Raw genomic sequence first — 23,404 nt, forward strand, 5'->3', positions numbered from 1 at the left:
CTGCCTAGCCTTAAGTCTAAACACAGTATGGATATGGGCTTTTGGTTATGAAGCAGCTAATTACGTTAAGACCAAATCTAATCTTGATGACTTCCGAAAATGTTAACCAAGGTGACTGTCGAGACAGCATTAAATGTGGAAATTGATAGGTACCTTGGGAAGACTACAAAGTATTAAACGGCTTCTTCACCTTTAAAAAACCTTGTTTTAGGGTTTAGAGCATCAGTCAAAGACACTTAGCTCTTCTCAACCTGCTTCAATCCCAAAGGATTAGTCTACCCTGCCGGATTGACTACATATTGATAGTTATTTAACCCACCTGCAAGCCCTATTAGGTCTGGGATAATAAAACTTCCAGAATCGGAATGAAGAATATCGCTAATATGTTTACAAACCTCACTATGCCACGACAATGTACCCATTTTCGTTCACTATAAGAGAAGTCAATATGGGCGGAGTGAATCCGATAGAAGTAACCTCAACGTTAAGCAACTATCAGAACAATTTTTAGCCACTACATATAATAAAATGCTATCTTTTTTATCATTAAAGCATCTATTGATTCGATCGGCTTACCATTATTTTTTATTTCACTAAGCACATACTTAGCAATTGGATGTGGATTTGTTTCAATATCTGAAAATATTTGTTTTTTTAAAACATCATCATATATATATTTATCTACAAGATACTTTAGGTTCTGTTCTAGCTGTGCTCGGTTCATATTTACTCGTCAATCAAAGTTACGTTATCAAAATTAATAAAAGGTTTGTTCTCCATATCCAAAGGAACGAGTTGGAATTCACCACCCTTACCAAAATCAGGATAAAAACTCGTAAACGGCTCTAATTTTTCACCATTATCACCATCCTCAAACGGTACTCTAACTATTGGTTTTCCATCATTATCATATAACTGTAATGTATCGAACTCACCTTTAAGCCTAGCATCGGACCAAGAACCAACTGGGTCTTTAGGATCATAATAAATCTGAAATGCATCCCGAGCTTTTGAAGCATTCTTAAAGTCACTGAAACCAAAATAGCTTAGAGGAGCTGATTTTGTTTCCATTGTTATGTCTGCAAAACTGGAGTCCATGTACCTATAACCAGTACTTGGGAGAGTAGACTCCGGCCCTGCAGGTCCGACATAGAAATCGGGCTTACTAGAAGATGAATCTACACCATTTTTCTCAACCTGCTTCAACCCCAGCGGGTCAATCCACCCCGTCGGATTCACTACATATTGATAGTTATTCAACCCACCTGCAAGCCCTATTGGGTCTGGGGTGATAAAGCTTCCAGAATCGGGACTATAGTATCTGTATCGATTGTAGTGTAAGCCTGACTCTTCATCATAGTATTGGCCTTGGAACCTTAGTGGGCTTTCTATCTGAGAGACATATTTACGCGCAAGATTACCATAAGCTTTATATTCAACCTGCCATGCTATCGCACCGTTACCATCTAGTAGCTCTAATGGTGTTCCAAGGTGGTCGAGTTGATAGTAATAAACCTCACAATCTTGTGGACCTTCCCCTTGAATAAGAGCTAATGGTTTGAATGTGTCAGGCTCATACAAGTACGTCTTATAATCTTCACCACAGATCTCACTGAGCAGCTTATCCCCAAACCACAAAAACTCTGTTTTCGTTTCTACGCCATTCTTATCAACGACCGACTTTTCAATACGGCGCCCAAACGCATCATACTTATAATGAGCTTTGCTTCCGTCACTCTTAGAAATCTTCTCTAAACGATGGCTAGAATCATATTCAAAGTGAGAAGTGATCGCTTGGTTCTTACCTCGAGATTCTCTCGCTAGATTACCAAACTCATCATAAGCGTAATGACGATCACCTTGAATTAAGATTTGGTTCTGTCGAGACAAGGCATTTTTGTCTCTTAATAATGAGCCTGCAGGGTCATGGATGAACTGCTCTTCAATATCACCACGAACTATGGTCAATCTATCTAGTGGGTCGTAGTGATATTCTTTGGTACCACGGAGTAAGTCATCAACTTGAGCGAGGTTGCCGCTATCTGTGTAACTGTAATTACGTGCGAATGTCCGTTTGTTGTTTTGGAAGGTCGACTGCTCTGTTAACCGCCCCAGTTCATCATACAAGAACGATGTACTTAAATTACCCGACTTTCTCGTTGCCTCTAAACCATTCTTTAGATACTGATGCTGAGTCAGCAGTTCACCGTTCAATGCAACTTCAGACAATAGTCCATGGTGATACGTCTGCGTGACCAGTTGACCGTCAGGTAGCAGCATTCCCGTTAGATTACCTATAGCATCATACTGATAACCTAATGTCGCCCAGCTCTGGTGCTCCTCAACTAAACGGCCTAAAAGATCGTATTTGTACGCGAGAGGCCAGTGACCATCATCCACCTCACATAATCGACCGTGAGCATCATATTTATAAGTAATGACTTGTCCATCTGGTAGCGTTTTGGCGCTTAAATTCCCTGAGCTATCGTATTGGTATTGTGTGGTTAACTCATTTCCTTCTAGGCCTTTTTCAGTCTTAGCGATGAGCTGTGTATGCGCATCATACTCATAATCAAATTCCCGACCATCAAAAGTAATTTCTTTTTGAACGTGTCCTGTCGGCGTATATTCGATTTTGTAAACGTCACCCGATTCGTTAGCGATTTCACTTACAAAGTTAAAAGCAGAGTCATACTTATAATTAATTGAACTACCGTCTGGCTGAACGACTTTTCCAACTTGATGGTAAGGTAATTCAAATTGGAACTCTGTGGTGCGCCCTTGCTCATCCGTGAACTTGGTGACTTTATTGTAAGCGTTGTATTCGTATAGGCGAGTCTTTCCGCCTGGGCAGACCATTTTGATCAACCTATCTAACTTGTCAAAATGATACTCAGTAATACCAAGACTATCTTGTCTATATCGTAAACGACCTAAAATGTCGTACCGATAACGCTTAAGCTCTCCTGCTGCTGTCTGCTCTTCAATTAATTCGCCGTTGTTGTTCCAAGATAATTTGTGTATAGAACCATCGGGGTATTGTATCTGCTCAATAAGACCATGGGAGTTGTAAGAATAGCGAGTTTGATTACCTAGAGGGTCTGTTTGCAACAATACATTGCCATGTTTATCTCGTGAGTACTGCCACGTTGCTTTGCCTTGACTGACTTTAAATATATGCCCTTTGATATAACTAAAATGAGTAACAAGACCAGAGGGAGATATTTGCTGCACTAAATCACCGTTGTCGTTATACGAAAAAACGGTCGAATTACCAACGGCATCAGTTTCTTCAACTAGGCGTCCTTTTAGATCATACTTGTTATGGTATTCACCACCGCTAGCATCCACTTCTTTGATTAAACGAGCATTCTCATCATGCTGATAAATTTGCTCTGTACCATTCTTGTTTTTAACAACAACAGTATGAGAATCATCGTCCCACTTATAGGAAGTATCGACATTACCTAAGCTGTCGAATTGCCTAATAGCTCTCGCTTGTTTACCTTCACCTTGCCATTCCCAAGAGAAAACAACTCCTCCTGCAAGCTGACGGGATTGAATAACGTTATGTTGATCATAACTGTAAGTTTCTGAATCACCTTTAGCATTCGTTGCACGTATCAATTGTTTAGAAGCATTATATTCATAGCTCACTTGAGTGTGTATGAACACCCATTGCTTGGCACCATCGACCTCCTTACGATGATATAAGTCAACTTTACGAATTAGCTCCCCTGCATAGCTAAACTTAAATCGTAATCCAGATTGAGATGTCACAGACTCAATAACTTGAGTAAACTTGTTTCTCTCTAGCGTGTACTTATGCCCATATTTGTCTTCAACACGCTTAAGCTGGCCAACTTCCCCTAAAATATCAAAATAGTAAAAATGACCATTAGTATCTTGAATTACAATTTCGCTGTTTTCACTGAGGTAAATAGCCGATTTTGCCAACGTATTAGTGATAATTGGCTTAATTTCAGATGGTCTAGGAAATGTCGTTGTTTTATTCTCATGATCACGCCACTTCACTGCGTCTTCGGTGACAGTTAGAGAGTGAGATAAAGCGTGAGACCAACCATAACCTAACTCGCTTTTCCGCTCGACAGAGCTAGTTCGATAGAATCTTCTCCAATCAAATGCGATGAGTCCGGGTAAGCGACCATCAGTTAAAGAAAGAAGTTCCTCTCCTGTCGCCATGGAAATAGGGTCTTCGTTGGTTTTGGTGTCCTTTTCATCCTGTGACGGCTTATCGTTATCAGTACTTGATTGGCTACTTTGATCGGGAGTGTTGTCCTTGACGACAACTTCAGTCGTTAGTTTGTTGTCAGCAACGATTTCTACTTCACCATTATTATAGTTTTGACCGTTTGCATCATTTAACGCTAATTTTTTGTAACCTTGTTCGCTTTTCTCTCTCGATTTCTCAACCAAACTAGACAGTTTGGTAATAAGTTTTTTGATGGGCTCTAATATTTTTGAAACTACTTTGTAAATAGCCAAACCAACTCGACAACAAAAGTAAACAAATCCTACTACTGGAGTAGCAACAAAAGAAATAATTACAGCACCAATAAGTCCTAATAAAAAATCAAAAAAAGCTTGTCCACCTAATTTATTTAAACCAAGGATGATATCCTCTGTAGGAAACATTCTCGTATAAATTGTAATGCTATTAGTTAGCAACCACATTACTGCCTCATCAGATGCAATTAGCAGTGCTTGCTCATATTTCTTAGGTGCAGTTTCCGCAGCATTTTTAATTTCTTCAATAATTTCCTTAGATTGCTCATACTTGCCTTCAAGTGCCTTAACAGGGTCTTTCAGCATTTCGTAAATTTCTACAATCCCCTCCCAGAACTGTTTTATTCCATCAAGGAAACCTGAAAAAAAACTCATGTTTCGAGCAAGCATTTCTTCTAACTTTTTTTGTGCATGAGCCTCGCTCCATCTAGGTTTAAATGTTACCCACTGCTCATTCATCCAATTGGAAATGTCACCTCCCAATCCATTGTAACGTTCAAACAATGCATCAAGGTCCTTTTCCGTTGACTCATTATTAACTGTTACGGTATATGTTGCTCCTGGTTCTAAGCCTTCAACTTTGCCTTTACCCGAATCATCCAGCGGTACTTTTATTGGCTCTGAATTCGAGAGCCATTCATTTTTTTGCACCACAACTTGGATATTTCCTATCGGCACATGATAGATAGACTCATACCTCGCAGAGATCTCCAACATCCCACTTTGAGGGCAAACTACCTCAATAGCATACTTAGAGTCATAAACGCCTACATCAAGTTCAGAACCATTAGCCTTTAACGTCTTTTCCATACCCAAAAATGAAGGGAGATCAAGCATCTCCCCTGGTCTTTCTAAAGTACGAAAATATTTATTTGCAAGAGTTTCTCTATACGAACTTGTTATATTAGGGATATCATTAATTTGATTTTGAATATCTTCAAAGAATAGATCTAAGGCTTCATGTTTCATTTTATATTCCCTAACATCTTCTGTTCATGCTGAATAAGCTGTACGAATTTTTCCAATATTTGCGCAAATTCACCCTTATAACGCTGGCAAAAACGCTCAGTTTTACGTAAAAGAACACGTTCACCATACTTTGCTGATAATCCTGGTTGGATTTCATGAAGGGATTGAATCAAGTTATTCACCAACACCGTAGTATCCTCAACAAGCTTCTCTTTTACTTCCTCAGGCACCTGCCACCATGGAAACTCGCGTTCTGGCCTGTATTTAATGACTTCTCGATTAAGAGAGTGGGATTTGGTGCTCAACCATGACGTACATGGCCCCATAAGCTCTGCGCGCTGCTGTTCGTTGCAGAAGTTGGCGATATCGATGGAAGACATAGGGTCAAAGAATCGGAAAAAGGCATAGTTGCTTGAAGAAAGCCATACTTGAGTAAGACCGCGTAGATGATCACACACTTCCTCTATCTCGGCATTAGAAGCAACAAACATCCCCCAATCTTCTTTAGCTTCATTGATTACCCATTCCACAAAGCCTGAATCTCTATCTAATGCCGCAATATACGGCATAACTTCGTGCCAATCTTCGTATGGGGTTTCACTCCAAATGGGTAATGCATCTTTACCACCTAAACGGTAGTACTCAGCTAAGCCATTTGAATCACTGGTTTTGTTAAAAATGATGAACCAATTGTTCTGCTCATCAAGTGACTGTTTTACGCAGAACATTCGCCATCCTTACACGCTTCGCATTCTTCACAGAAAGGAGCAGCCGCACTCATAGTCGCAACTTGTGCTGAGCTTAAAATAGGATTTGGGAGTGGAGGTGCAGCTTCAAGTTGACCCGGTTTAAGAGCGGCTTGACCACTAAAGCCTTGGCCACTGCCTTTGCCACCACCGGAGTTCATATTGACTTTAGCCCCTGAAACATGAACACCTGCGCCATCTACTTTGACAAAACTGCCACCAGCTTTAAGCGTAATTTCGCTACCGGCTTCAATGACGACTTTACTTCCCGCTTTACAGTGAATAGCGTTAGCCGCGTCTAGAGCAAACCGCTTACCTGATTTTTGGTACAAATTACTATCAAGGAACTCTATCTTGTCACCCACGACCTTTAGGCGACATTCTCCCTCGACCGTCAAGTTGTTCTGATTAACGACCTCACTAAATTGGTCGTTGTCGATGGTCAAATGCTTATCGTGTTTAATGTGTGCGGTTGCATCATTTTTAATTTCTGCATTGAGATCTTTTTGAGCGTGGAGGTAGATTTTTTCACTCTCAGCTTGGTCTTCAAAGCTCAACTCGTTGTAGCCTTGACCTTGGTGACTTTCACTTCGTAGGACTGTCTTAGTCTTATTTGCTGGCAGTGGATATGGCGGTGTATTTGATGCGTGGAACGTTCGACCGATTATCACTGGCTGATCAGGGTCTCCATTTAAGAAGTCCACAATCACTTCTTGGCCTATGCGAGGCAAAGTGACTAAGCCATACTGACTGCCAGCCCAATCATGAGACACCCGCACCCAACAAGAGCTTTGCTCGTCACTATTTGAATAACGGTCCCAAGGGAAATGCAGTTTTACTCGGCCATGTTCATCGCAGAAAATTTCTTCGCCTGCAGGACCAACGACAATAGCGACTGTCGGGCCATCGACTTGTGGTTTTGCACATATCGGAGCTTGCCAATTGGTATCTGCTGGGATAACGGTGAATTGGTTTGCGTAAGTGGTCGCACCTTCTCCCCCCTCTTCTTCAAGAGCTTGCGGTTGCTCACCTTGATGTGAAGCCAATACCACAACCCAATCACGATTTAACTCGACATTACTGTGTTCCATTAAATCAAACTTATAACCCGCTCGAATGCTTGGATGGTTACTTTTTAGATCCGCACGAATTGCTGAACGACGCAACGCGCTTAAGCGCGTGAGGTTAAACTTTTTACCAACTCCGTCTTGCTTAAAGCGGCCAGGGAAGTCGAAATGCTCATACTTATCGGTTAGCTGATATTCTGCTTGAGTCGCCAGCTCCTGTTGTTGAAAACTAAAAGCAGGCTTTTTAAAACTGTAATCCTTGAGAGAGGCTTGGCTAGGAGCGGCTTCAGAGGTTAGTTTGAAAAAATTGATGTATGGTTCATCTACCATACCACCGCTCATCGCATTGTATGGTACTGGCGTAGCAAAAGACGGCAGTTGTTCAGATGAGTCGCTGATGTAGAGCGTATGCTTAGTCTCTTCATGCAAGAAGCTATATACCAAGCCTTCCTCTGCCGCTAAGCGATGGAAAAACTCTAAATCTGTCTCACGATACTGAACGCAGAACTCACGCTTTTCAAATTGACCATTTAGAGCAAATGCATAGTCTTCTATTGCCATTTCTTGCAATAGAATGGAAAGAATTTCTGGAACAGACTGTTGTTGGAAAATACGGCTATTTTGCCTTAAAGAAAGCCTCTCTAAAGCTGGCACTACCAGCATCGAATAAAACGTATGATGATGACCAGTATCTTTACGAGTAAAACTTTTCACCACACCATGAATAACTTGAGCGTCTTGGCCCTCTCGGATGATTTTGATGGTAACGTTCTTATCAACGACTTGATCAGCGGTGATAGTGCTAATACGACTCGCAAGCTCGAGTTCAAATCGAAAGCCGTTACATTGCTCGTTATTGTTTAAAGCGACTTGCGACATTGATTCGAAACCATGGTATTTTGTAAGAAGTAGATCGCCTTCTTCCATACCATCAACCAAAACATCAAAATTTAGTGGTGTCATCCTTGTGCCTCATAACCTCATATCAGAAGGCTATAGCGCAAGAATAGAGCCAAGTTTTATCAATTAAATATCAATCACTTAAAGTAACAAATCACTATAACGAGCAACTAATTGCCCGCTTAAACAATTAGTTGCTTGTTAGAGCAAATTTTATTGCCTGCTCTATCCGAGCAACGTAAAGACGGGAGACATGCCGTAATCTTGTCCGCTAAACAAGATTAATCCGATAATCACAAGAAAAACGCCAGCCAAAAACTGTAACGAGCTCCCCGCGACCTTAATGTTGATGAAACGATTTCCGCTGTCACCTTTTAAGTATCGTCTAACAATGTGCTTACCGGTCAATGTCAAAATAGCGATCATTGAAGTAGTGAATGCAGTTCCAGCGGCCATAACGATAGCACTAAGAACGCCCATCCAATACAAACCAACCACATTGGCAAACAGCAAAACCATGATCGCTCCTGTGCACGGCCTTATGCCGATGGTTGCCACAATACCTATATATTCTCGCCAAGTATCTGCGTTGTTGAGGGCCGAGGCATCCACCACATGTTGATGACCACAACCACATTCTTGGCTATGGGAATGACACTTTTTCTGAGGCTGAATTAAGGGTAAACCTGTCAAGCGTTCTAAACTCGAATTCGCTGAACATTGGTCATAACTAACCCGATCTTCACTGTTTAATGGAACGAAACGAGTAAATTTAGGTTTTGAGATTTTAACTAACTGATAGGTCTGTTTAACGGCTTTCCAACAGATTAGAGCTCCGAGAACCGTAACAAAAGCATAGCTCGTTGAGATTAGCCACATCGCTTTCTGGTTTACTTCTCGCATCGATGCATGAAATCCCCATAGCAAAACACTCACAAGCAGAATAGCGACGATTGCTTGGACTAATGCTGAAATAACCGTAAGCACAAGACTCATTTTCACTTTGGTTGGGTGGGTAGCAAGATAGGTAGTAACAATGACTTTACCGTGCCCCGGACCAAGGGAATGTAGCATTCCGTAGAGAAAGCTAAAGCCCACCAAATAACTACCTACCGCTACTGGGCTATTTTTCGCATCGTAGAGCAAATCCGCCAATTGGGCATTCACCTCTCGTTGCCATTGAATGCTGGTCACCACTAATGAAGGCCACACCCCCCATAGCTGATACAAACCAAGACTAAGAAGTAAAATCGCTGCTATTGCTAAACAAGAGTAGCGAGAAACTGAGAAATTTCTTTTCATAATACGCTCTAAACCTGAGGAATGGATGCGCAATAGATTTCAACCGTTTGAGTAAATAACTGCCCTAACGTGTTATCAGGGTCTGCTTCAGGAGGAAGCGACATCGCGTAACTCATTTGCTCTGGTGTTGGGTTGGGCTCAACAACCTTTAATTGACATTGGCGCGCTAATTCCGGCGACAAAATAACATCTTGATTGGAACGCCAAGCCATATCGACATAGTAACTTGGGTCAAAGATGAGCAAACGTAAACTCTCCCGAGTAACTGAAATTGGCTTAGCCAATGGTAACTCAAAGCTTAGGACGAGCTTAGCTCGATCACGGGTTAACTTATCACTGTGGGCCACTTTGTAACGAATTGGCGTTTCGCCATCATAGAAATAAGTGAAATAGTGCTGATATAGCATATTCTCCATGACCGATGCCGACACCTGACGGAAAGTCTGTTGTTCGTTTTCAGGAGAGGTATCTTCGCCATCTAGCATATACGCTGATGTCATTGCATCAAACGTCCATTCCATTTTGAAGCCAGTAATCATTCCAGCATCACCTAATATGTAGGTTTTCGTATATACCCAAGAGTGAGGATGTGCATATGCAGGAAGCGCTAAAAGCACAGAGCTCCCGCACAGCATCGTTAATAGCCTAAATGAACAGTAAACGCGTCTTACCGCTATTAGTGTTTTCAATTTTCCGGTTATACCAGAGAGCGTCGCGCAGAAGGATACTAATGTCATAATTACCATGGAATCGTCTTATTACTTTAACGAATAAATGCATTAACGATACAAAGAGAGTCCTCTCAACTTTGCTAAGTTACACTAGAGGTTGCGTATATAAACAACTCAAAAGCTGCGCTTCAAAAGCGTCTTCTATGTTTTCAGCGATGAGTTCAATGCGGCTTTCAACGCTATCATCAAGCTCATGCTCTGTTAAACCATCAGGAGTTAAGTTATAGCCAAACACGCCGCTTTCAGTAATGAACACCGCTTTCATTCGCTCAACATCCAGTTCCACTAACAAAGGAATCAGTTTGTTACGGGTGAATATTTTCATAGGAGAAAATCGCCAACCGACACTAGTAAAACCTTCACCTTTATTCTTTGCTTTAATCATGCCTGAGGCCGGTATCGGGATTTCAGAAGCTAAAGTTTTTCGATGGCCATGGTGATGGTGATGAGGTAACTCCTCTGATTTGGCACTCTGCCCTTGCAGTTCTGCAAACGGGAAAACCCCATGTTCCGCCATGATGACTTTCGTATTAGAACCTGCAACGTTTCTTACATAATCCATCAGCCTTTGCGCATCACCTTCTTGATACAAATCCGATTTATTGCCGACAACGGTATCAGCTATCGCAATCTGTTGATTGAAAGTCTCATGTTGGCTATAACGGGTATGCTCCAATTTGCGCGCATCAACCAAGGTGATGTTCTTTTGCAATGAAAGTACTTGTCGATAATGTTCGCTCGATAGAACTTCAAGCACTTCTTTCGGATGGCCTAACCCCGTAGGTTCTATCAATAAGCGATCTGGCTTAGCCTCCTTCAGCAATTGATTAAGCGCAATTTGCATGGGTAATCCAGCAGAGCAGCACATACAGCCGCCCGGAACTTCACTGATGAACACTTGCTGAACATTGCCTTTCTGCCCCTTGACCAAACTGCCATCCACGCCTATTTCACCAAACTCGTTAACGAGAACAGCCCACCGTTCGTTGTCTGGTCTGTACGCCATAAGGTTGAGAATGGCCGTCGTTTTACCCACACCAAGAAAACCAGTAATAATGTTGGTCGGAACCGCTAAAATAGGAGGCTTGTTTGAACTCATCTTGCGCGCTCCTATCGCTGACTGAATGGCTTAAATGATAAACGCATTGCTGACGCGTGCTCATCAGTTACAGCTTGGTTCGCGTAGACCAAGCGGCCGTTAACCCACGTTTTATCGATTCTTGAACTAAACTGATGGCCAGAAAACGGCGACCAAGCGCAATGGTATAAACTATTTTCATGAGTCACTTCCGTCACTGATTCACGATCAACTAATACTAAATCTGCGTAATAGCCTTCTCGAATGAAGCCACGCTGCTCAATCCCGTAGCGAATCGCGGGGTTATGTGCAGTTTTCTGCACCACTTGCTCGATAGTCATATGCCCAAAACTCACTTGATCAATCAAACTAAGCAAAGCGTGTTGAACCAATGGCAAGCCTGCAGGAGCATTACCATAAGGTACCTGCTTTTCTTGCCAAGTATGCGGCGCGTGGTCAGTCGCAATGATATCGATTTGCCCAGTATTTAGCGCATCGAGCAAAGCTTCACGATCACTAGGGTATTTAATAGCGGGATTACACTTAATTAAGCTTCCTAACGTCGCGTAATCTCGATTGCTAAACCATAAGTGATGTACACACGCCTCAGCGGTAATGTTTTTACCTTCAATTGACCCTGCATCAAATAACTCAAGCTCCTTCGCCGTTGTAATATGCAAAACATGCAATTGACTGTTATGCTTTTTTGCCAATTCAACCGCGTATGAAGATGAGGCATAACAAGCTAGGTCGTCTCGCAATACCGGGTGGTCATCAATCGTAAGCTCTAACTTTTCTTGCTTTAGCTTTTGTGTATTCTCCGCAATCACTGCACCACTTTCACAGTGGGTCACAATCAGCACTGGCGAGTATTGGAAAATAGCTTCTAATGCCAGTGGATCTTCGACCAGTAGGTCTCCTGTCGATGCCCCCATAAATACCTTCACCCCACAATGTTTCTCCGGATCCAGTCGCTTAATTTGATCGAGATTGTCTTCGGTTGCTCCTAAATAAAAGGAGTAGTTTGCATAAGAACTCTCACTGGCAATAGCAAACTTGTTCTCTAGCGCTTCAATTGTGGTGGTTGCAGGAGCCACATTAGGCATTTCCATATAGCTGGTTATCCCCCCTGCGACTGCCGCTCGAGATTCAGTGCGAATTGACCCTTTGTGAGTCAAACCCGGTTCACGAAAGTGGACTTGATCATCAATCATTCCGGGTAGAAGATAGCCACCTTTGGCATCAATTATCGTGTCATCTTTAGTTGCCTCGATGGTAGTTGCTATGGTTGCAATTCTTTGATTAACAATTCGTAAATCGGCTATGGTGACCTTTCCTTCGTTCACCACTTGGGCATTTTTAATGAGTGTCGCAGACATAGCTGTTCTTGGTCTCCTTTATGACTAAAGTTAGTTAATATGAAATTAATCTACTCGGTGAGAGTGGTAGCTAAGCAAGCGCTATCCACTTCAATCGGCACACTGGTTACACACACAGTTAATTTCCAACTGAGGGCTAACAACGGTAAACCCGGCTTGTTGGGCGTGAAATTGCAGATCTGTTATCGTAGTCGGATCGATGATTCGTTCACTGATTTTGTTGCATTTTGAGCAGATGAGAAATTGCGGGATACCATGTTCATGGCCATCAAGAATGTGCGAGCACACCACATATTTGTTTGATACATTCAGCTTATGAGCGAGATGTTCTTCTTCAAGAAAGTCTAGAATTCTGTACACTGACATCGCTTGAAGACGCTCGGAAAAATGTTTGTCGCAGTAATCTGAAAGCTCATAGGCCGATAATGCTTTGTTCGCTTCCACTAAAGCCCGAAGAACCAACTTGCGCTGAGGAGTAAGCCTTTTACCTCTAGCCTCACAGCGCTTCTCGACATGGGCAATGATGGCATCAAACTTGTGCATTGCTATTTAGACCATATCCAAAGTCAGTAGCAGTCGACGCTCATTACTCACTATCTGCGGGGAGCGATGAACCAGCGCGTTGTCCTCATTTCCTTCCCAACCGCCGCCTTTAAGTAACGCGACATCACCAGACGTTATTTGCTGGATAAGCGCGCCATTTTTCTCCGTTAGGGTGGAACGATCAACATCTTGATTCTCTAGCCACTGCGTCGCTTGCCCAATGTATGTGGTAACCAGCCTTACAGGCACTTGATCCACATGAAAGCTCGGACACATTGGTTTATCTAAGACCGTCAGCCGTAAGCCAACTTCTTTAACGTTGAACAAGCAACAGAACATATCAACGATAAGGGCAATGTCTTCACTTAAAGCAGCCACGCATGAGTGTTCACCAAGTTTGCGGCTAACTACTTCGGCAGCATCGTCTGGTGTAACAATACTAACAACGGCAAGTTGATGGTCGGCTTCAACCATTTGTTCTATTCCGTAAGCCAGTTCAGCAGATAGCTCTCGCTGCCAAATAGCAATGTTATGCTCAGGTTTATATATCTCAGATAAAACAGACGCTTTGTTGTCCTCTGCTCGAGGTTGGCTTACTTCAACAACTTCCTTATCTATGCTTGGGCTGATACTCATAAACGCAATCCCTTTCATTGCAACCTTGGGAGAATGGCACGTATCATCGCACCTTGAATATTGGTTATGTTATAACATAACCAATATTCTTGCTACCGCTACATATCAATGAGAGTCAATTCCGTCCTATTGCCATCAACTTGGGCCCAACGTAGGTATAAAAAAAGAGCCACTCGATGAGCAGCTCTTTTGTTAAATTTCAAACAACTTTTAAGTGTTATTCTTTACCGAATACGTTGTTCTCTTGCTCTTGTACGCGGATGAAAGTCGTACGCTTAGTTAGCTCTTTAAGCTTTGCTGCGCCTACGTATGTACAAGTTGAGCGCACACCACCAAGGATGTCAGAGATAGTGCCGTGCACGCTTCCACGGTATGGAAGTAAAACAGTTTTACCTTCAGCAGCGCGGTACTTAGCTACACCACCTGAGTGCTTATCCATAGCAGACTGGCTAGACATGCCGTAGAACTTCATGAATGTTTTGCCATCTTGCTCAATGAACTCGCCGCCTGACTCTTCGTGACCTGCTAACATACCGCCAAGCATAACGAAGTCTGCGCCGCCACCAAATGCTTTAGCAACATCACCCGCACATGAACAGCCGCCATCACCGATGATAACGCCACCAAGGCCGTGTGCAGCATCGCCACACTCGATGATTGCTGACAATTGAGGGTAACCTACACCTGTTTTTACGCGAGTAGTACATACTGAACCTGGGCCGATACCCACTTTCACAATGTCTGCACCTGCAAGGATCAACTCTTCACACATATCACCCGTTACAACGTTACCCGCTGAGATAACTTTGTCAGGAAAAGCAGCACGCACTTTTTCAACGTACTCAACAAGGTGCTCTGAGTAACCATTTGCGATATCTACACAAATGAAAATCAGCTCATCGCTAAGCGCCATGATGTCTTTCGTCTTTTGAAAGTCAGCTTCAGACGTACCTGTTGAAACCATCACATTGTTCAGAGTGGCTTTATCAGCATCTTTTACGAACTCTGCCCAATCTTCTACTGTGTAGTGTTTATGAACAGCCGTCATTACACCGTGTTCTGCTAGCGCTTTCGCCATTGCGAAACTACCAACAGAGTCCATATTCGCAGCAATTACAGGCACACCAGACCATTGACGACCACTATGCTTGAATGTAAAATCGCGGGTTAAATTTACTTGAGAACGACTTTTTAGTGTTGAACGCTTAGGGCGAAACAGTACATCTTTAAAGCCTAACTTAAGTTCTTGTTCGATACGCATTGTGTAATTCCTTGATTCATATAGCTATGTGTCACATCAGAGTGCGTAGTAATCACGTTGGCAGACGTTATTACTGTCCTTCGGACACAAAAAAACCGGAGCGTTGGCAGACGCTCCGGTTTTCAGCATTATAGGCTGTGATTTCTTTCTCGCAAGACTGATAATTCATTTTTTTTTATGCTACAGTTTCGACTTCTTGCAAACCTAAATCCCTGCAATTCAAACACTTTCCCGACATTTTCTTAATTATCATCAACTTAACTAGCCGACCACACTAACCGTTTGCGCAATGGTTTGCGTTTTGAGAGGCACTCCAATCAAATTTTTGATCCAATTGTGAGACCTAAAGCGAAAGTTGGTCTCAAATCTCCCCCTTTTCAGTAATTTTTTATTATAGATTTCGTACGAAATACCGATAAATGAGCATTGGATTACAAAACACAAATCGTTATAGAACGACTGACGGTTAGTGTGGTAAAGTGAATGTAAATTAACCGAGCAGGTATTGGTATCAATGAAACTTATAAATAAATCACTGTTAGCTGCGGCAATTTGCGCATTGTGCTCAACCACTGCGTATGCAAATGGCCAACACTCAGTATACGGAAATACGGGTATCTCTACTTTTTCTAAGGACGGGCACAGCCAAAGTGGTCTGTACTTCCAAGGTGGTTACAACTACTACCTTACTCCGTTCTTAGCACTTGACCTAAACTACACCATGGCGAACTCATTTAATGTCGATATGAACCAGAACAGTCCGGATTTCTCAGCGGATGCGAATGGTTTTGGTGCTGGCCTTAAACTAGAACACTATGCAGGACCAATCAGCATGCACGCGAAAGGCGGTATGAGCTCTTTAAGAATTAAGAGTGACTACTGGGATAACACTGCGCTTGAGTTCAAAGAGTCCAAAGATACTGTGACAAGCCCTTACTTTGAAGTGGGTGTAGGTATGATGTCTCCATGGGACAAGAACCTTAATGTGAGCGTTATCTACAACAAACAGACCGCCGATAATGTATGGGATATTTCTACCTTTACCATTAGCGGCGCATACATGTTCTAAGTAACCCTTTTTAGCTAAGCGCTATTGATCACCGCTCTCAATGAGCCAATAACATCACTAGCGCTTAACCCAATCATGCCACGCTGAGCAACGTCAGCATCTGCTGCCAGACTATGCGCAAGCACCCCAGACTTGGCCGCATCAATAAGCGGTAGACCTTGAGCTAAAAAAGCAACAATAACGCCTGTTAACACATCTCCCATTCCACCGGTAGCCATGCCTGCGTTTCCTGCACCACAAACAAACACTCGATTCTCATCAGCGACGAGCGTTCCTGCACCTTTTAATACCACTACCCCTCCGTACTGCCTTTGCAATTTAACAACAGCCGAATACCTATCTGCTTCAATCTCAGTGTTACCGCAATTAAGCAATCGAGCTGCCTCTCCGGGGTGTGGCGTAATAATTCGGCTGTTGTCGTAATTAGGGCGTTCGGCCAGCATGGTTAGGGCATCAGCATCGAGCACCTTGGATTTGCGTGACGTAACGACGTTCTGGAATAACTTCTTCGCTTCATCACTAAACCCTAACCCAGGCCCTAGCGCTATCGCGTCGCACCAGCTAAGCCGCTCGATCGTATTTGCTTCTTCCCAAGTGGAGTACATCACTTCGGGAGAACCCATAATACCCGCCGTCACGTTGCTGGGTTCGGTCAAGCAAGCCGTTAATCCAGCCCCAGATTTTAAACAAGCTTTTGATGCCAGCAATATCGCCCCGCCTAGCCCTTTGCCACCACCAATGAGCAATGCCCGTCCATGATGACCTTTATGAGAACTCTCCTTTCGGTGGAAACGAGGTAATTGAACAATGATTTGAGCGCTAGGCTCTACTAGGCGGCGAAATGCTTGCTCTATGCCTAAACCTTTAAAATGAAGTTCACCAACATAGTCGCGCGCTTGACCTGTTACCAGACCTTGTTTGGTGCCTATGAAGGTCACTGTATGATTCGCTCTAACCGCACAGCTACTCACAGCACCTGTATCACTGCAAAGTCCGGACGGCACATCAACGGCAAGCACATCTGCATGAGACTGATTTATGGCTTGGATTATTTGCTGAAACTCTTCGCGCAGTTCACCTTGAAAACCGGTTCCCAGCAAGGCGTCCACAATCAATAAGGGCTGAGGCTCTCTAAGTCGCGCTAAATTTGGATTGCTAACTTGACCTCCGGCTGCAATAAAATCCTCAAATGCTTGCCTCGCGTCTCCTTTTAAGCTTTTCGATGATTTGATTGCCCAAACATCAGTTTGGTAACCAGATTGAATCGCCAACTTAGCAACGATGTATCCATCTCCACCATTATTGCCACCACCGCATATCACAACGATACGAGTTGGCATTGGGTAATGATTAACGATAACCTCAAACGCTGCGCGCCCTGCTCGCTCCATCAACTCGAACATGGTTACATTTACAGCATCGGCTGCAAGTTTTTCGCCATTTCGAACTTGCTCTGCGGTGTATAAATCACTGGAGTGGGTCATTGTTATTCCTTAACAAATACTGGATATAGAAAAGGCTAGCCGAAGCTAGCCTTTAAGTTTGAGATCAAACCTAGGTTATTTGCGTCTAGCTTCGCTTTGAAACCAGCGCTTCTGCTGTTGCATCTTGAATCGACAAAAACAACGAGCGAATTTCACCAGTTGGAGTTCGCATAGGGTTAAGCGTAATGTTTTGGTACATATAATCCGCTTGCTGCGTTACTGGGCGTACATTTCGACACTTAAACAGGTAAGGTCTTTGCTGCCAAGTAATAAAGCTTCGGCAACCGAGATCATAAACGGGTTTGGTTTTTAGCTTAAACCACTCTTGAGGGATTTCAGGAAATAGTTCAAACAGAGACTTACCAATCGCATCATGAGCCTGAATGCCACTATGGTGGGTCATAAAGCCATTCCAAACTTGCACGTTGTGGTCTCTGTCTAATACGACTAGGCCAAGATCAACGTTTTGCACCATATCCACCATCCAGTGGAATTGCTCAAACTCTGCAGGAAGATTTAACATTAGAAGTCCTCCATTAGGTAAGACAGCTTATTATCAAGCAGTGGTAATGACTCATCGACAAACATAAACAACAGATCGCAGCGGATATCCGTACCATCTATGTTATAGCTCACTTCAAAGGTCATGGTTTTCTTAAACGACCCCGACGTTGACTGAATAACGGAATCAATCGAGATATGTTGGCCAAGCAATACCGGCGAGCTTTGGAAAAAACGAACTTCAGCTTGCTGACCTAAACCGTTAAGGAACGAGCCAACCAGAATGTTGGACACATCCATGAGAAGTTCAAGCTCTTCAAGCTCTTCGCTATCGGCAGGTACTTTCATCAGTTTCTTCAAATCAGAAACACTTGAATCACTTAGCAGAACCAGTGCCTCACCAGCAATGCCTTCGCCACTAAAGCCCTGACACACACCAGAGACTTGGTCATTTTCAGCCAAATCACGAAGTGCCATATGAAGCTCGCTCACTTCAAAGATATTCACGTTAGGTAATGGCAGATGTACAAACACATCAAAATGACGAGCAAGCGCATCAGCAGCTCGACCAATAGAAACGTTGGCCACTTCCATGTAGATATCACGGCGGCGCAGAGCAGGAATGTGAACGGGAGCAACCGCAACGGGCACTGCCGCCTTATCCGCAGGCTCCACTAGCTCACGTAAGACTTGCTTTAGCGCTTCTTTATCAATTGGCTTTTGAATAAACGCTTTTGCGCCGAGGCCCATCACACGTTCTTTGGCTTTTGGCTGAATATCACCCGAAACAACCACTACGTTGATTTGCAAGCCGCGCTTGTTAATTTCTTCTAATGTTCCAAAACCATCCAATTCCGGCATGGTCAAATCGAGGAACATCACTTTAAATTGATTCTTTTCCAGCTGCTCTAATGCATCAATACCATGAACGGCGAAGCTAATGTCGGCATTCAAAGTAGCAGGTAGAGAACGTGCCATCTGCTTGCGGGCAAGCGCAGAGTCATCACAGATTAAAACGGGATAAGACATCGGTTTACCTACTGCTATTTTGTCGTTATGAATAAACAAATTGTAACAGATAGTTATGGGGGCAGATACGGTTAAGTAGTATTTCTTTTTGGCTACTAAAAAGCCAGTAGTCAATCACTACTGGCTCTCTATAGGGGGACTAAATTGCGCTGGAGCTTAAGGTTAAGCTGCCATACGAATCAATGCCTTACCAATCAACCATTCAAGTTCTTTGCCGCTTTCAGCACCGAACTTCACTTCAACCGCTTTGTATAGGCGATCGATGCCTTTTGCTGCGAATTCGTTCGCTTTCTCTGAAGTCACAATGTGGTGGAAAAGCAAACGCAGAATCGCAAGGAACTCTTCGTTATCTAGTGCTTTTACCCAGCTATCTGAAAATGTTTTTAAGTCTGAGTCAAAGTCTAAGTGTTCAACGAACATTTTAAAGAAACGACCATCTAGTGCTGCACTAAAATCAGTTTTCTTTGGAAAGTGGTGACTGATACCTGTTCTCGATACACCTGTCTGTTGGCTCAATGTTGTGTATGACATTTTGTCATAACCTAGACGAAGTAGCTGATCAACTACGGCGTCCATTATTTTCTGAATCGTAATTTCGGTATCTTCTTTACTACGCTTTGGCATGTTTAGGCTCTTCTCTTTGTAAATCCATCTAACTCATATGAGTCAAAGTAGAGACTCGTTAAACTGTCGAATCTTTTATCTTTATATTAGATAGCCTTATAGGTGAGCTGCATGTATCGGTGCAGATCTTGGCCATCTTTCTTATTCGGTGAGAATTCTACCACATTGATAACTCTCACAACGCGACAAATTGTAACTGGTCAACAGCATTCTCATAAATAATGCATAGGCACTACGAATGAAAATACGAGTCATTCATGGCTATTTGTTATACTGAACAACAGATAATCTTATAAATGTAGCGTACTTACAACTAAGGGAATGGCATTCTGACACAAGAATGACATTCTGCATTTAAGCAACATGAGCAAGATCACATTCGAAGCTCACAAAATTGCTCGCTACTACTGTCTTTTACAACATCATCGCAATACAACATGCCATTCTTACTCTAGCTTATATTGACTCGTTTTTATGGATTAAGTTCAAATATCTCGATAAAATAACAACAACTTTTGTAAGAGGATTTAGAAATGAGTGAAGAATTAGAAGCTCAAGTATGTGAAGCATGTGGCTGCGCAGGTGAGATGGGTTTCATCATCAAAGAAGGTGATGATGTCGCTGAAGTGACCATTTTTGCTCAAGGCGAAGCACTGCTAAACGCAGAGCTTGCTAAATACGTTGAGCTAGCAAAGCAAGTGTGTGCCAACGTAGAGTTTGAATCAACAGCGGTTGAAGCAGACTCAACAGAGCTAACCGCTCGCTTTAAGTTTGAAGTAAGTGCTGAAAAACTTATCTTCGAACTAAAAACACGCTCTCTAGCGCGCTAATTCAAAGTGGCGGGTAATCACCCGCTACTTTACTCTCCGCCCAGCTCAACCCACTTCTGCTTCCACTTTATTTTATTCCTTTGCTTAACATGTTGACCTAGCCCAATCTGTTACCGATACTGTCGCGGTGTCTTCTTATTTGCCGTGTTATATGCTTAAAGCGATTTCATTAGCGCTCACTTTAATTGCCAGCTCTGCCAGTGCTCAGACGCTCGACTATTATCGTATGCTCAACCACCTCGATAACTACGGCAATCTCGACCTGCGCAATAAGCCTTATACCCAGTTAGCAGACGGTCTCATAGTGAAAGGCAACCTCAACATAGCGAAAACCGCCATCAAGCGCTTGCCTAATGGACTGGAAGTGGAAGGCAGTTTAGATGCATCCAACAGCAGCTTGGAGAGAGTTGGCAAAGGAACCAAGATAAAAGGTTTCGCCAATATGCTTGGTTCTCAAATCAAACGTTGGCCCGGTGGAATCCGAGTTGGAGGTTACTTAAACTTTACCGACACCCCCCTAGAGAAACTGCCTAATCGTCTGAGAGTGAAAGGGGATTTAAGCTTAATCCGTACGCCAATGACTGAGTTGCCAGAAGGCATTATCGTTGAAGGAAACTTATTCATTGGTGGCTCCAATATCAAAACCTTCCCAGCGACAATGACGGTAGATGGGAACATTTTTCTTGGTGGCAACCGAATTGAAAAATGGCCTGAAAATCTAACTTTAGGCGGTGCAGTTGCACCTTAATCGCTCGTTAAAAATAGAACAATAAGAAAAGAGCAGCGTTGTCGCTGCTCTTTTCGTTGTTCTCTAATGACAAACTATTGCTGATTCTTTACAGGGTTCGCATAGCTATCAATCAAGTACTGGTGCGCGCCTTGTGGCAACTGCGCTAATTTCTCATTGAGTACCGCGGTAACCTGAGGCCCTAGCGTTTCATCACCTGCAGCAAGTTGATTGATCGGGAAAAGCTTGTAGTTCTCGTGGATTTGGCGATCAATTTCTGCAGCTAGCTCTTCTGGTGTATCAAAACTTTGGTCAATAACATCACCAAAAGCGACATGCACTCGGCCTTTATCACCAATGATACCTTGGATAATGCTCTCGATGTCTTCAAATTCGCCTTTTTCATAACTACCATTCACCGCTTTTTCATACAGCTCATTCGCTTTGGCAATATCGCACGGGTCATTTTCATAAGAAATAGAGACTGGAACGATTCTTAGCGACTTAATGTAGTCAGGAAACGCCATTTTTTGTTTGCGTCCTTCGACGTGAAACATTTTCAAAATCGCAGGATCGGTAAAATCGTTGCCATCTTTCGCTCGACCTTCTTTTTGTGCAATCCAAATCGAGTTACCCGTATCAAGCGAGTGTTTGATGTAAGACGATAATGTGCCTAGCGCTTTCATCATTTCTCGTGGGCCTTTCGCTGAACGTTTAACGATGAAACTCTTGTTTAGCTTCATCAGTTCCGTGGCGCATGGCTTTTTCAGCAAGTTATCACCAATCGCGATACGAACTGTTTTATGCTCTGTCTGATGAAGGCCGTAGTTCACTAATGCTGGGTCCATCGCAATGTCACGGTGGTTAGAAACAAACAGGTAGGAAGTCTGCTTATTTAACTTTTCCAAGCCGCTGTATACAACGCCTCTTGTTGTGCTATCTAACGTTTGCTGGAGGTATTTTTTCACCTCTAATTGAATTGCTTCAACCGAGTTTAACTTGCTCCATTTGAATTTGAGATACACTTTTACAAGCGGCGTCATCATGCCTTTAAACCAAGGTGCATGGTTTGAAAAGCGGTGCTGAAGAATTGCATCGATAAATTCATCATCTTGAATCAATCGATCGATTGCCGCAGGGATCTCATCGTCGTTATACGGACGAATATCAATGTAAGGGTCGGTATTTACAGTCATGTTTCACTAACTTAGGTTCGAATCGCCGCCATTCTACGCATAGAAGCCGCTCTTGACAGCTAAAGTGAGCACATTATTGATAAGGTCAGACCAGAATTCACTGCCCCATCGCGGCTGACAATAGCTTTTTAATCCATTTAGCGGTAACCTTAGCGCCCCGAAAATGGCTGAGTTTTTCCATGCACTACTCTATATCTCATCAGACAACAGAACATCACTTTTTATCAATCACTTCTCGTAAGAAATTGTTAAAACACACATTGCTCCGTGTTGAGCAAGGTATAGTGCTGGCAAGATTAGGTAAACAAGAGTATGCCATTGAAGCGGGTCAGAGCTTATGGCTACCCTTTGATAGTTTGACCGCACTGACATTTTTCCCGCAGACAAAAACCAGCACTGTTGAAGTGTCGTGCCGCGTAACTAAACCGTTACCTGCTAATGGCGGCTACGTTGGCTTAAATGAACTTACGACGGCACTGATGAACCGCTTAACAATATTAGATGAGCATCAACATAAGCAGGCTTTATTAACTGTGATGCTGGATGAATTGGCGCAGCTCAAACCTAAACTTGAAAACAGCGCATTGACTCAACAAATCAATGCTTGGTCGGTAAACCAACCTTCAAATCTAGCTAAAGATTGTCAACTGGTACTGCAATTACGTGAAGCGCGTAAGTGGCTGCTTTCAGGCAAAAAAGAAGACCAAGTCATCGAACAGTTGTTTGCAGGTGATAAAGCGGCTTATCAGTCACTTAAAAGCGCCATTTTAGGTTAACGGCTTAACTAACCTCACCTTTTAAAACA

Annotated in this window: 20 protein-coding genes and 1 pseudogene; 5 read left to right on the plus strand and 16 right to left on the minus strand. The window is 42.9% G+C overall.

Translation table 11 applies throughout. From position 1 onward, the window contains the following. Positions 1 to 31: 31 nt before the first annotated feature. Positions 32 to 159: pseudogene (locus OH461_RS20100) on the plus strand (IS256 family transposase); the annotation flags it as partial. A 355-nt stretch (positions 160 to 514) separates the two neighbouring features. Here OH461_RS20100 and OH461_RS17080 read toward each other — a convergent pair. The 11 genes from OH461_RS17080 to OH461_RS17130 form a co-directional block, all read right to left on the minus strand. Next, a complete protein-coding gene (locus OH461_RS17080; protein ID WP_270021760.1) occupies positions 515 to 724 on the minus strand; it encodes a hypothetical protein in 210 nt (69 codons plus the stop codon). Positions 725 to 726: 2 nt separating this feature from the next. Beyond that, complete coding sequence (locus tag OH461_RS17085; protein WP_270021761.1) at positions 727 to 5,496, minus strand: RHS repeat-associated core domain-containing protein; 4,770 nt, start codon at positions 5,494 to 5,496, stop codon at positions 727 to 729. Beyond that, positions 5,493 to 6,224 carry a DUF4123 domain-containing protein gene (locus OH461_RS17090; protein WP_270021762.1) on the minus strand — a complete coding sequence of 244 codons (732 nt, stop codon included), beginning with the start codon at positions 6,222 to 6,224 and terminating at the stop codon, positions 5,493 to 5,495. The genes OH461_RS17085 and OH461_RS17090 overlap by 4 nt, the downstream gene beginning before the upstream one ends. Continuing rightward, a complete protein-coding gene (gene tssI / locus OH461_RS17095; RefSeq protein WP_270021763.1) occupies positions 6,212 to 8,272 on the minus strand; it encodes a type VI secretion system tip protein TssI/VgrG in 2,061 nt (686 codons plus the stop codon). The genes OH461_RS17090 and tssI overlap by 13 nt, the downstream gene beginning before the upstream one ends. Before the next feature lie 162 nt (positions 8,273 to 8,434). Then, the gene (locus tag OH461_RS17100; RefSeq protein WP_270021764.1) at positions 8,435 to 9,511 is read right to left on the minus strand and encodes a nickel/cobalt transporter; all 1,077 of its coding nucleotides are present in this window, start codon (positions 9,509 to 9,511) and stop codon (positions 8,435 to 8,437) included. An 8-nt stretch (positions 9,512 to 9,519) separates the two neighbouring features. Beyond that, positions 9,520 to 10,146 carry a DUF1007 family protein gene (locus tag OH461_RS17105; RefSeq protein ID WP_270021765.1) on the minus strand — a complete coding sequence of 209 codons (627 nt, stop codon included), beginning with the start codon at positions 10,144 to 10,146 and terminating at the stop codon, positions 9,520 to 9,522. A 181-nt stretch (positions 10,147 to 10,327) separates the two neighbouring features. Beyond that, complete coding sequence (locus OH461_RS17110; protein ID WP_270021766.1) at positions 10,328 to 11,341, minus strand: CobW family GTP-binding protein; 1,014 nt, start codon at positions 11,339 to 11,341, stop codon at positions 10,328 to 10,330. 11 nt (positions 11,342 to 11,352) lie between these two features. Beyond that, a complete protein-coding gene (locus OH461_RS17115) occupies positions 11,353 to 12,699 on the minus strand; it encodes a dihydroorotase (RefSeq protein WP_270021767.1) in 1,347 nt (448 codons plus the stop codon). A gap of 90 nt (positions 12,700 to 12,789) precedes the next feature. Continuing rightward, on the minus strand, positions 12,790 to 13,242 hold the full coding sequence (locus OH461_RS17120; protein ID WP_270021768.1) for a Fur family transcriptional regulator: 453 nt from the start codon (positions 13,240 to 13,242) through the stop codon (positions 12,790 to 12,792). A 6-nt stretch (positions 13,243 to 13,248) separates the two neighbouring features. After that, positions 13,249 to 13,878 (minus strand): DUF1826 domain-containing protein, encoded by a 630-nt coding sequence (locus OH461_RS17125; RefSeq protein WP_270021769.1) that lies wholly within the window; start codon positions 13,876 to 13,878, stop codon positions 13,249 to 13,251. A gap of 217 nt (positions 13,879 to 14,095) precedes the next feature. Beyond that, positions 14,096 to 15,139, minus strand: coding sequence for a GMP reductase (locus tag OH461_RS17130; protein WP_270021770.1), 1,044 nt, complete (start codon positions 15,137 to 15,139; stop codon positions 14,096 to 14,098). A gap of 514 nt (positions 15,140 to 15,653) precedes the next feature. Between OH461_RS17130 and OH461_RS17135 the strand changes: the two genes are divergently transcribed. Next, positions 15,654 to 16,208 (plus strand): outer membrane beta-barrel protein, encoded by a 555-nt coding sequence (locus OH461_RS17135; RefSeq protein WP_270021771.1) that lies wholly within the window; start codon positions 15,654 to 15,656, stop codon positions 16,206 to 16,208. Positions 16,209 to 16,222: 14 nt separating this feature from the next. Here OH461_RS17135 and OH461_RS17140 read toward each other — a convergent pair whose 3' ends face one another. From OH461_RS17140 to OH461_RS17155, 4 genes are all read right to left on the minus strand, one after another. Further along, on the minus strand, positions 16,223 to 17,692 hold the full coding sequence (locus OH461_RS17140) for an NAD(P)H-hydrate dehydratase (RefSeq protein ID WP_270021772.1): 1,470 nt from the start codon (positions 17,690 to 17,692) through the stop codon (positions 16,223 to 16,225). An 85-nt stretch (positions 17,693 to 17,777) separates the two neighbouring features. Beyond that, positions 17,778 to 18,215 carry a PAS domain-containing protein gene (locus OH461_RS17145; protein ID WP_270021773.1) on the minus strand — a complete coding sequence of 146 codons (438 nt, stop codon included), beginning with the start codon at positions 18,213 to 18,215 and terminating at the stop codon, positions 17,778 to 17,780. Next, the gene (locus OH461_RS17150) at positions 18,215 to 19,222 is read right to left on the minus strand and encodes a response regulator (RefSeq protein WP_270021774.1); all 1,008 of its coding nucleotides are present in this window, start codon (positions 19,220 to 19,222) and stop codon (positions 18,215 to 18,217) included. The genes OH461_RS17145 and OH461_RS17150 overlap by 1 nt, the downstream gene beginning before the upstream one ends. 162 nt (positions 19,223 to 19,384) lie before the next feature. Next, a complete protein-coding gene (locus OH461_RS17155; RefSeq protein ID WP_260262126.1) occupies positions 19,385 to 19,846 on the minus strand; it encodes a TetR/AcrR family transcriptional regulator in 462 nt (153 codons plus the stop codon). 533 nt (positions 19,847 to 20,379) lie between these two features. Between OH461_RS17155 and OH461_RS17160 the strand changes: the two genes are divergently transcribed. Then, positions 20,380 to 20,676: a YfcZ/YiiS family protein gene (locus OH461_RS17160; RefSeq protein WP_270021775.1), complete on the plus strand. Its 297-nt coding sequence runs from the start codon at positions 20,380 to 20,382 to the stop codon at positions 20,674 to 20,676. Between the two features lie 151 nt (positions 20,677 to 20,827). Further along, positions 20,828 to 21,424: a hypothetical protein gene (locus tag OH461_RS17165; protein WP_270021777.1), complete on the plus strand. Its 597-nt coding sequence runs from the start codon at positions 20,828 to 20,830 to the stop codon at positions 21,422 to 21,424. A 74-nt stretch (positions 21,425 to 21,498) separates the two neighbouring features. On the opposite strand, the gene OH461_RS17170 is transcribed toward OH461_RS17165, so the two are convergent. Further along, positions 21,499 to 22,599, minus strand: coding sequence for a 1-acyl-sn-glycerol-3-phosphate acyltransferase (locus OH461_RS17170; RefSeq protein ID WP_270021779.1), 1,101 nt, complete (start codon positions 22,597 to 22,599; stop codon positions 21,499 to 21,501). Between the two features lie 179 nt (positions 22,600 to 22,778). Between OH461_RS17170 and OH461_RS17175 the strand changes: the two genes are divergently transcribed. Continuing rightward, positions 22,779 to 23,375 carry an AraC family transcriptional regulator gene (locus tag OH461_RS17175; RefSeq protein ID WP_270021780.1) on the plus strand — a complete coding sequence of 199 codons (597 nt, stop codon included), beginning with the start codon at positions 22,779 to 22,781 and terminating at the stop codon, positions 23,373 to 23,375. Positions 23,376 to 23,404 lie beyond the last annotated feature (29 nt).

The sequence above is a fragment of the Vibrio sp. LaRot3 genome, assembly GCF_027587025.1.
Lineage (GTDB): Bacteria > Pseudomonadota > Gammaproteobacteria > Enterobacterales > Vibrionaceae > Vibrio.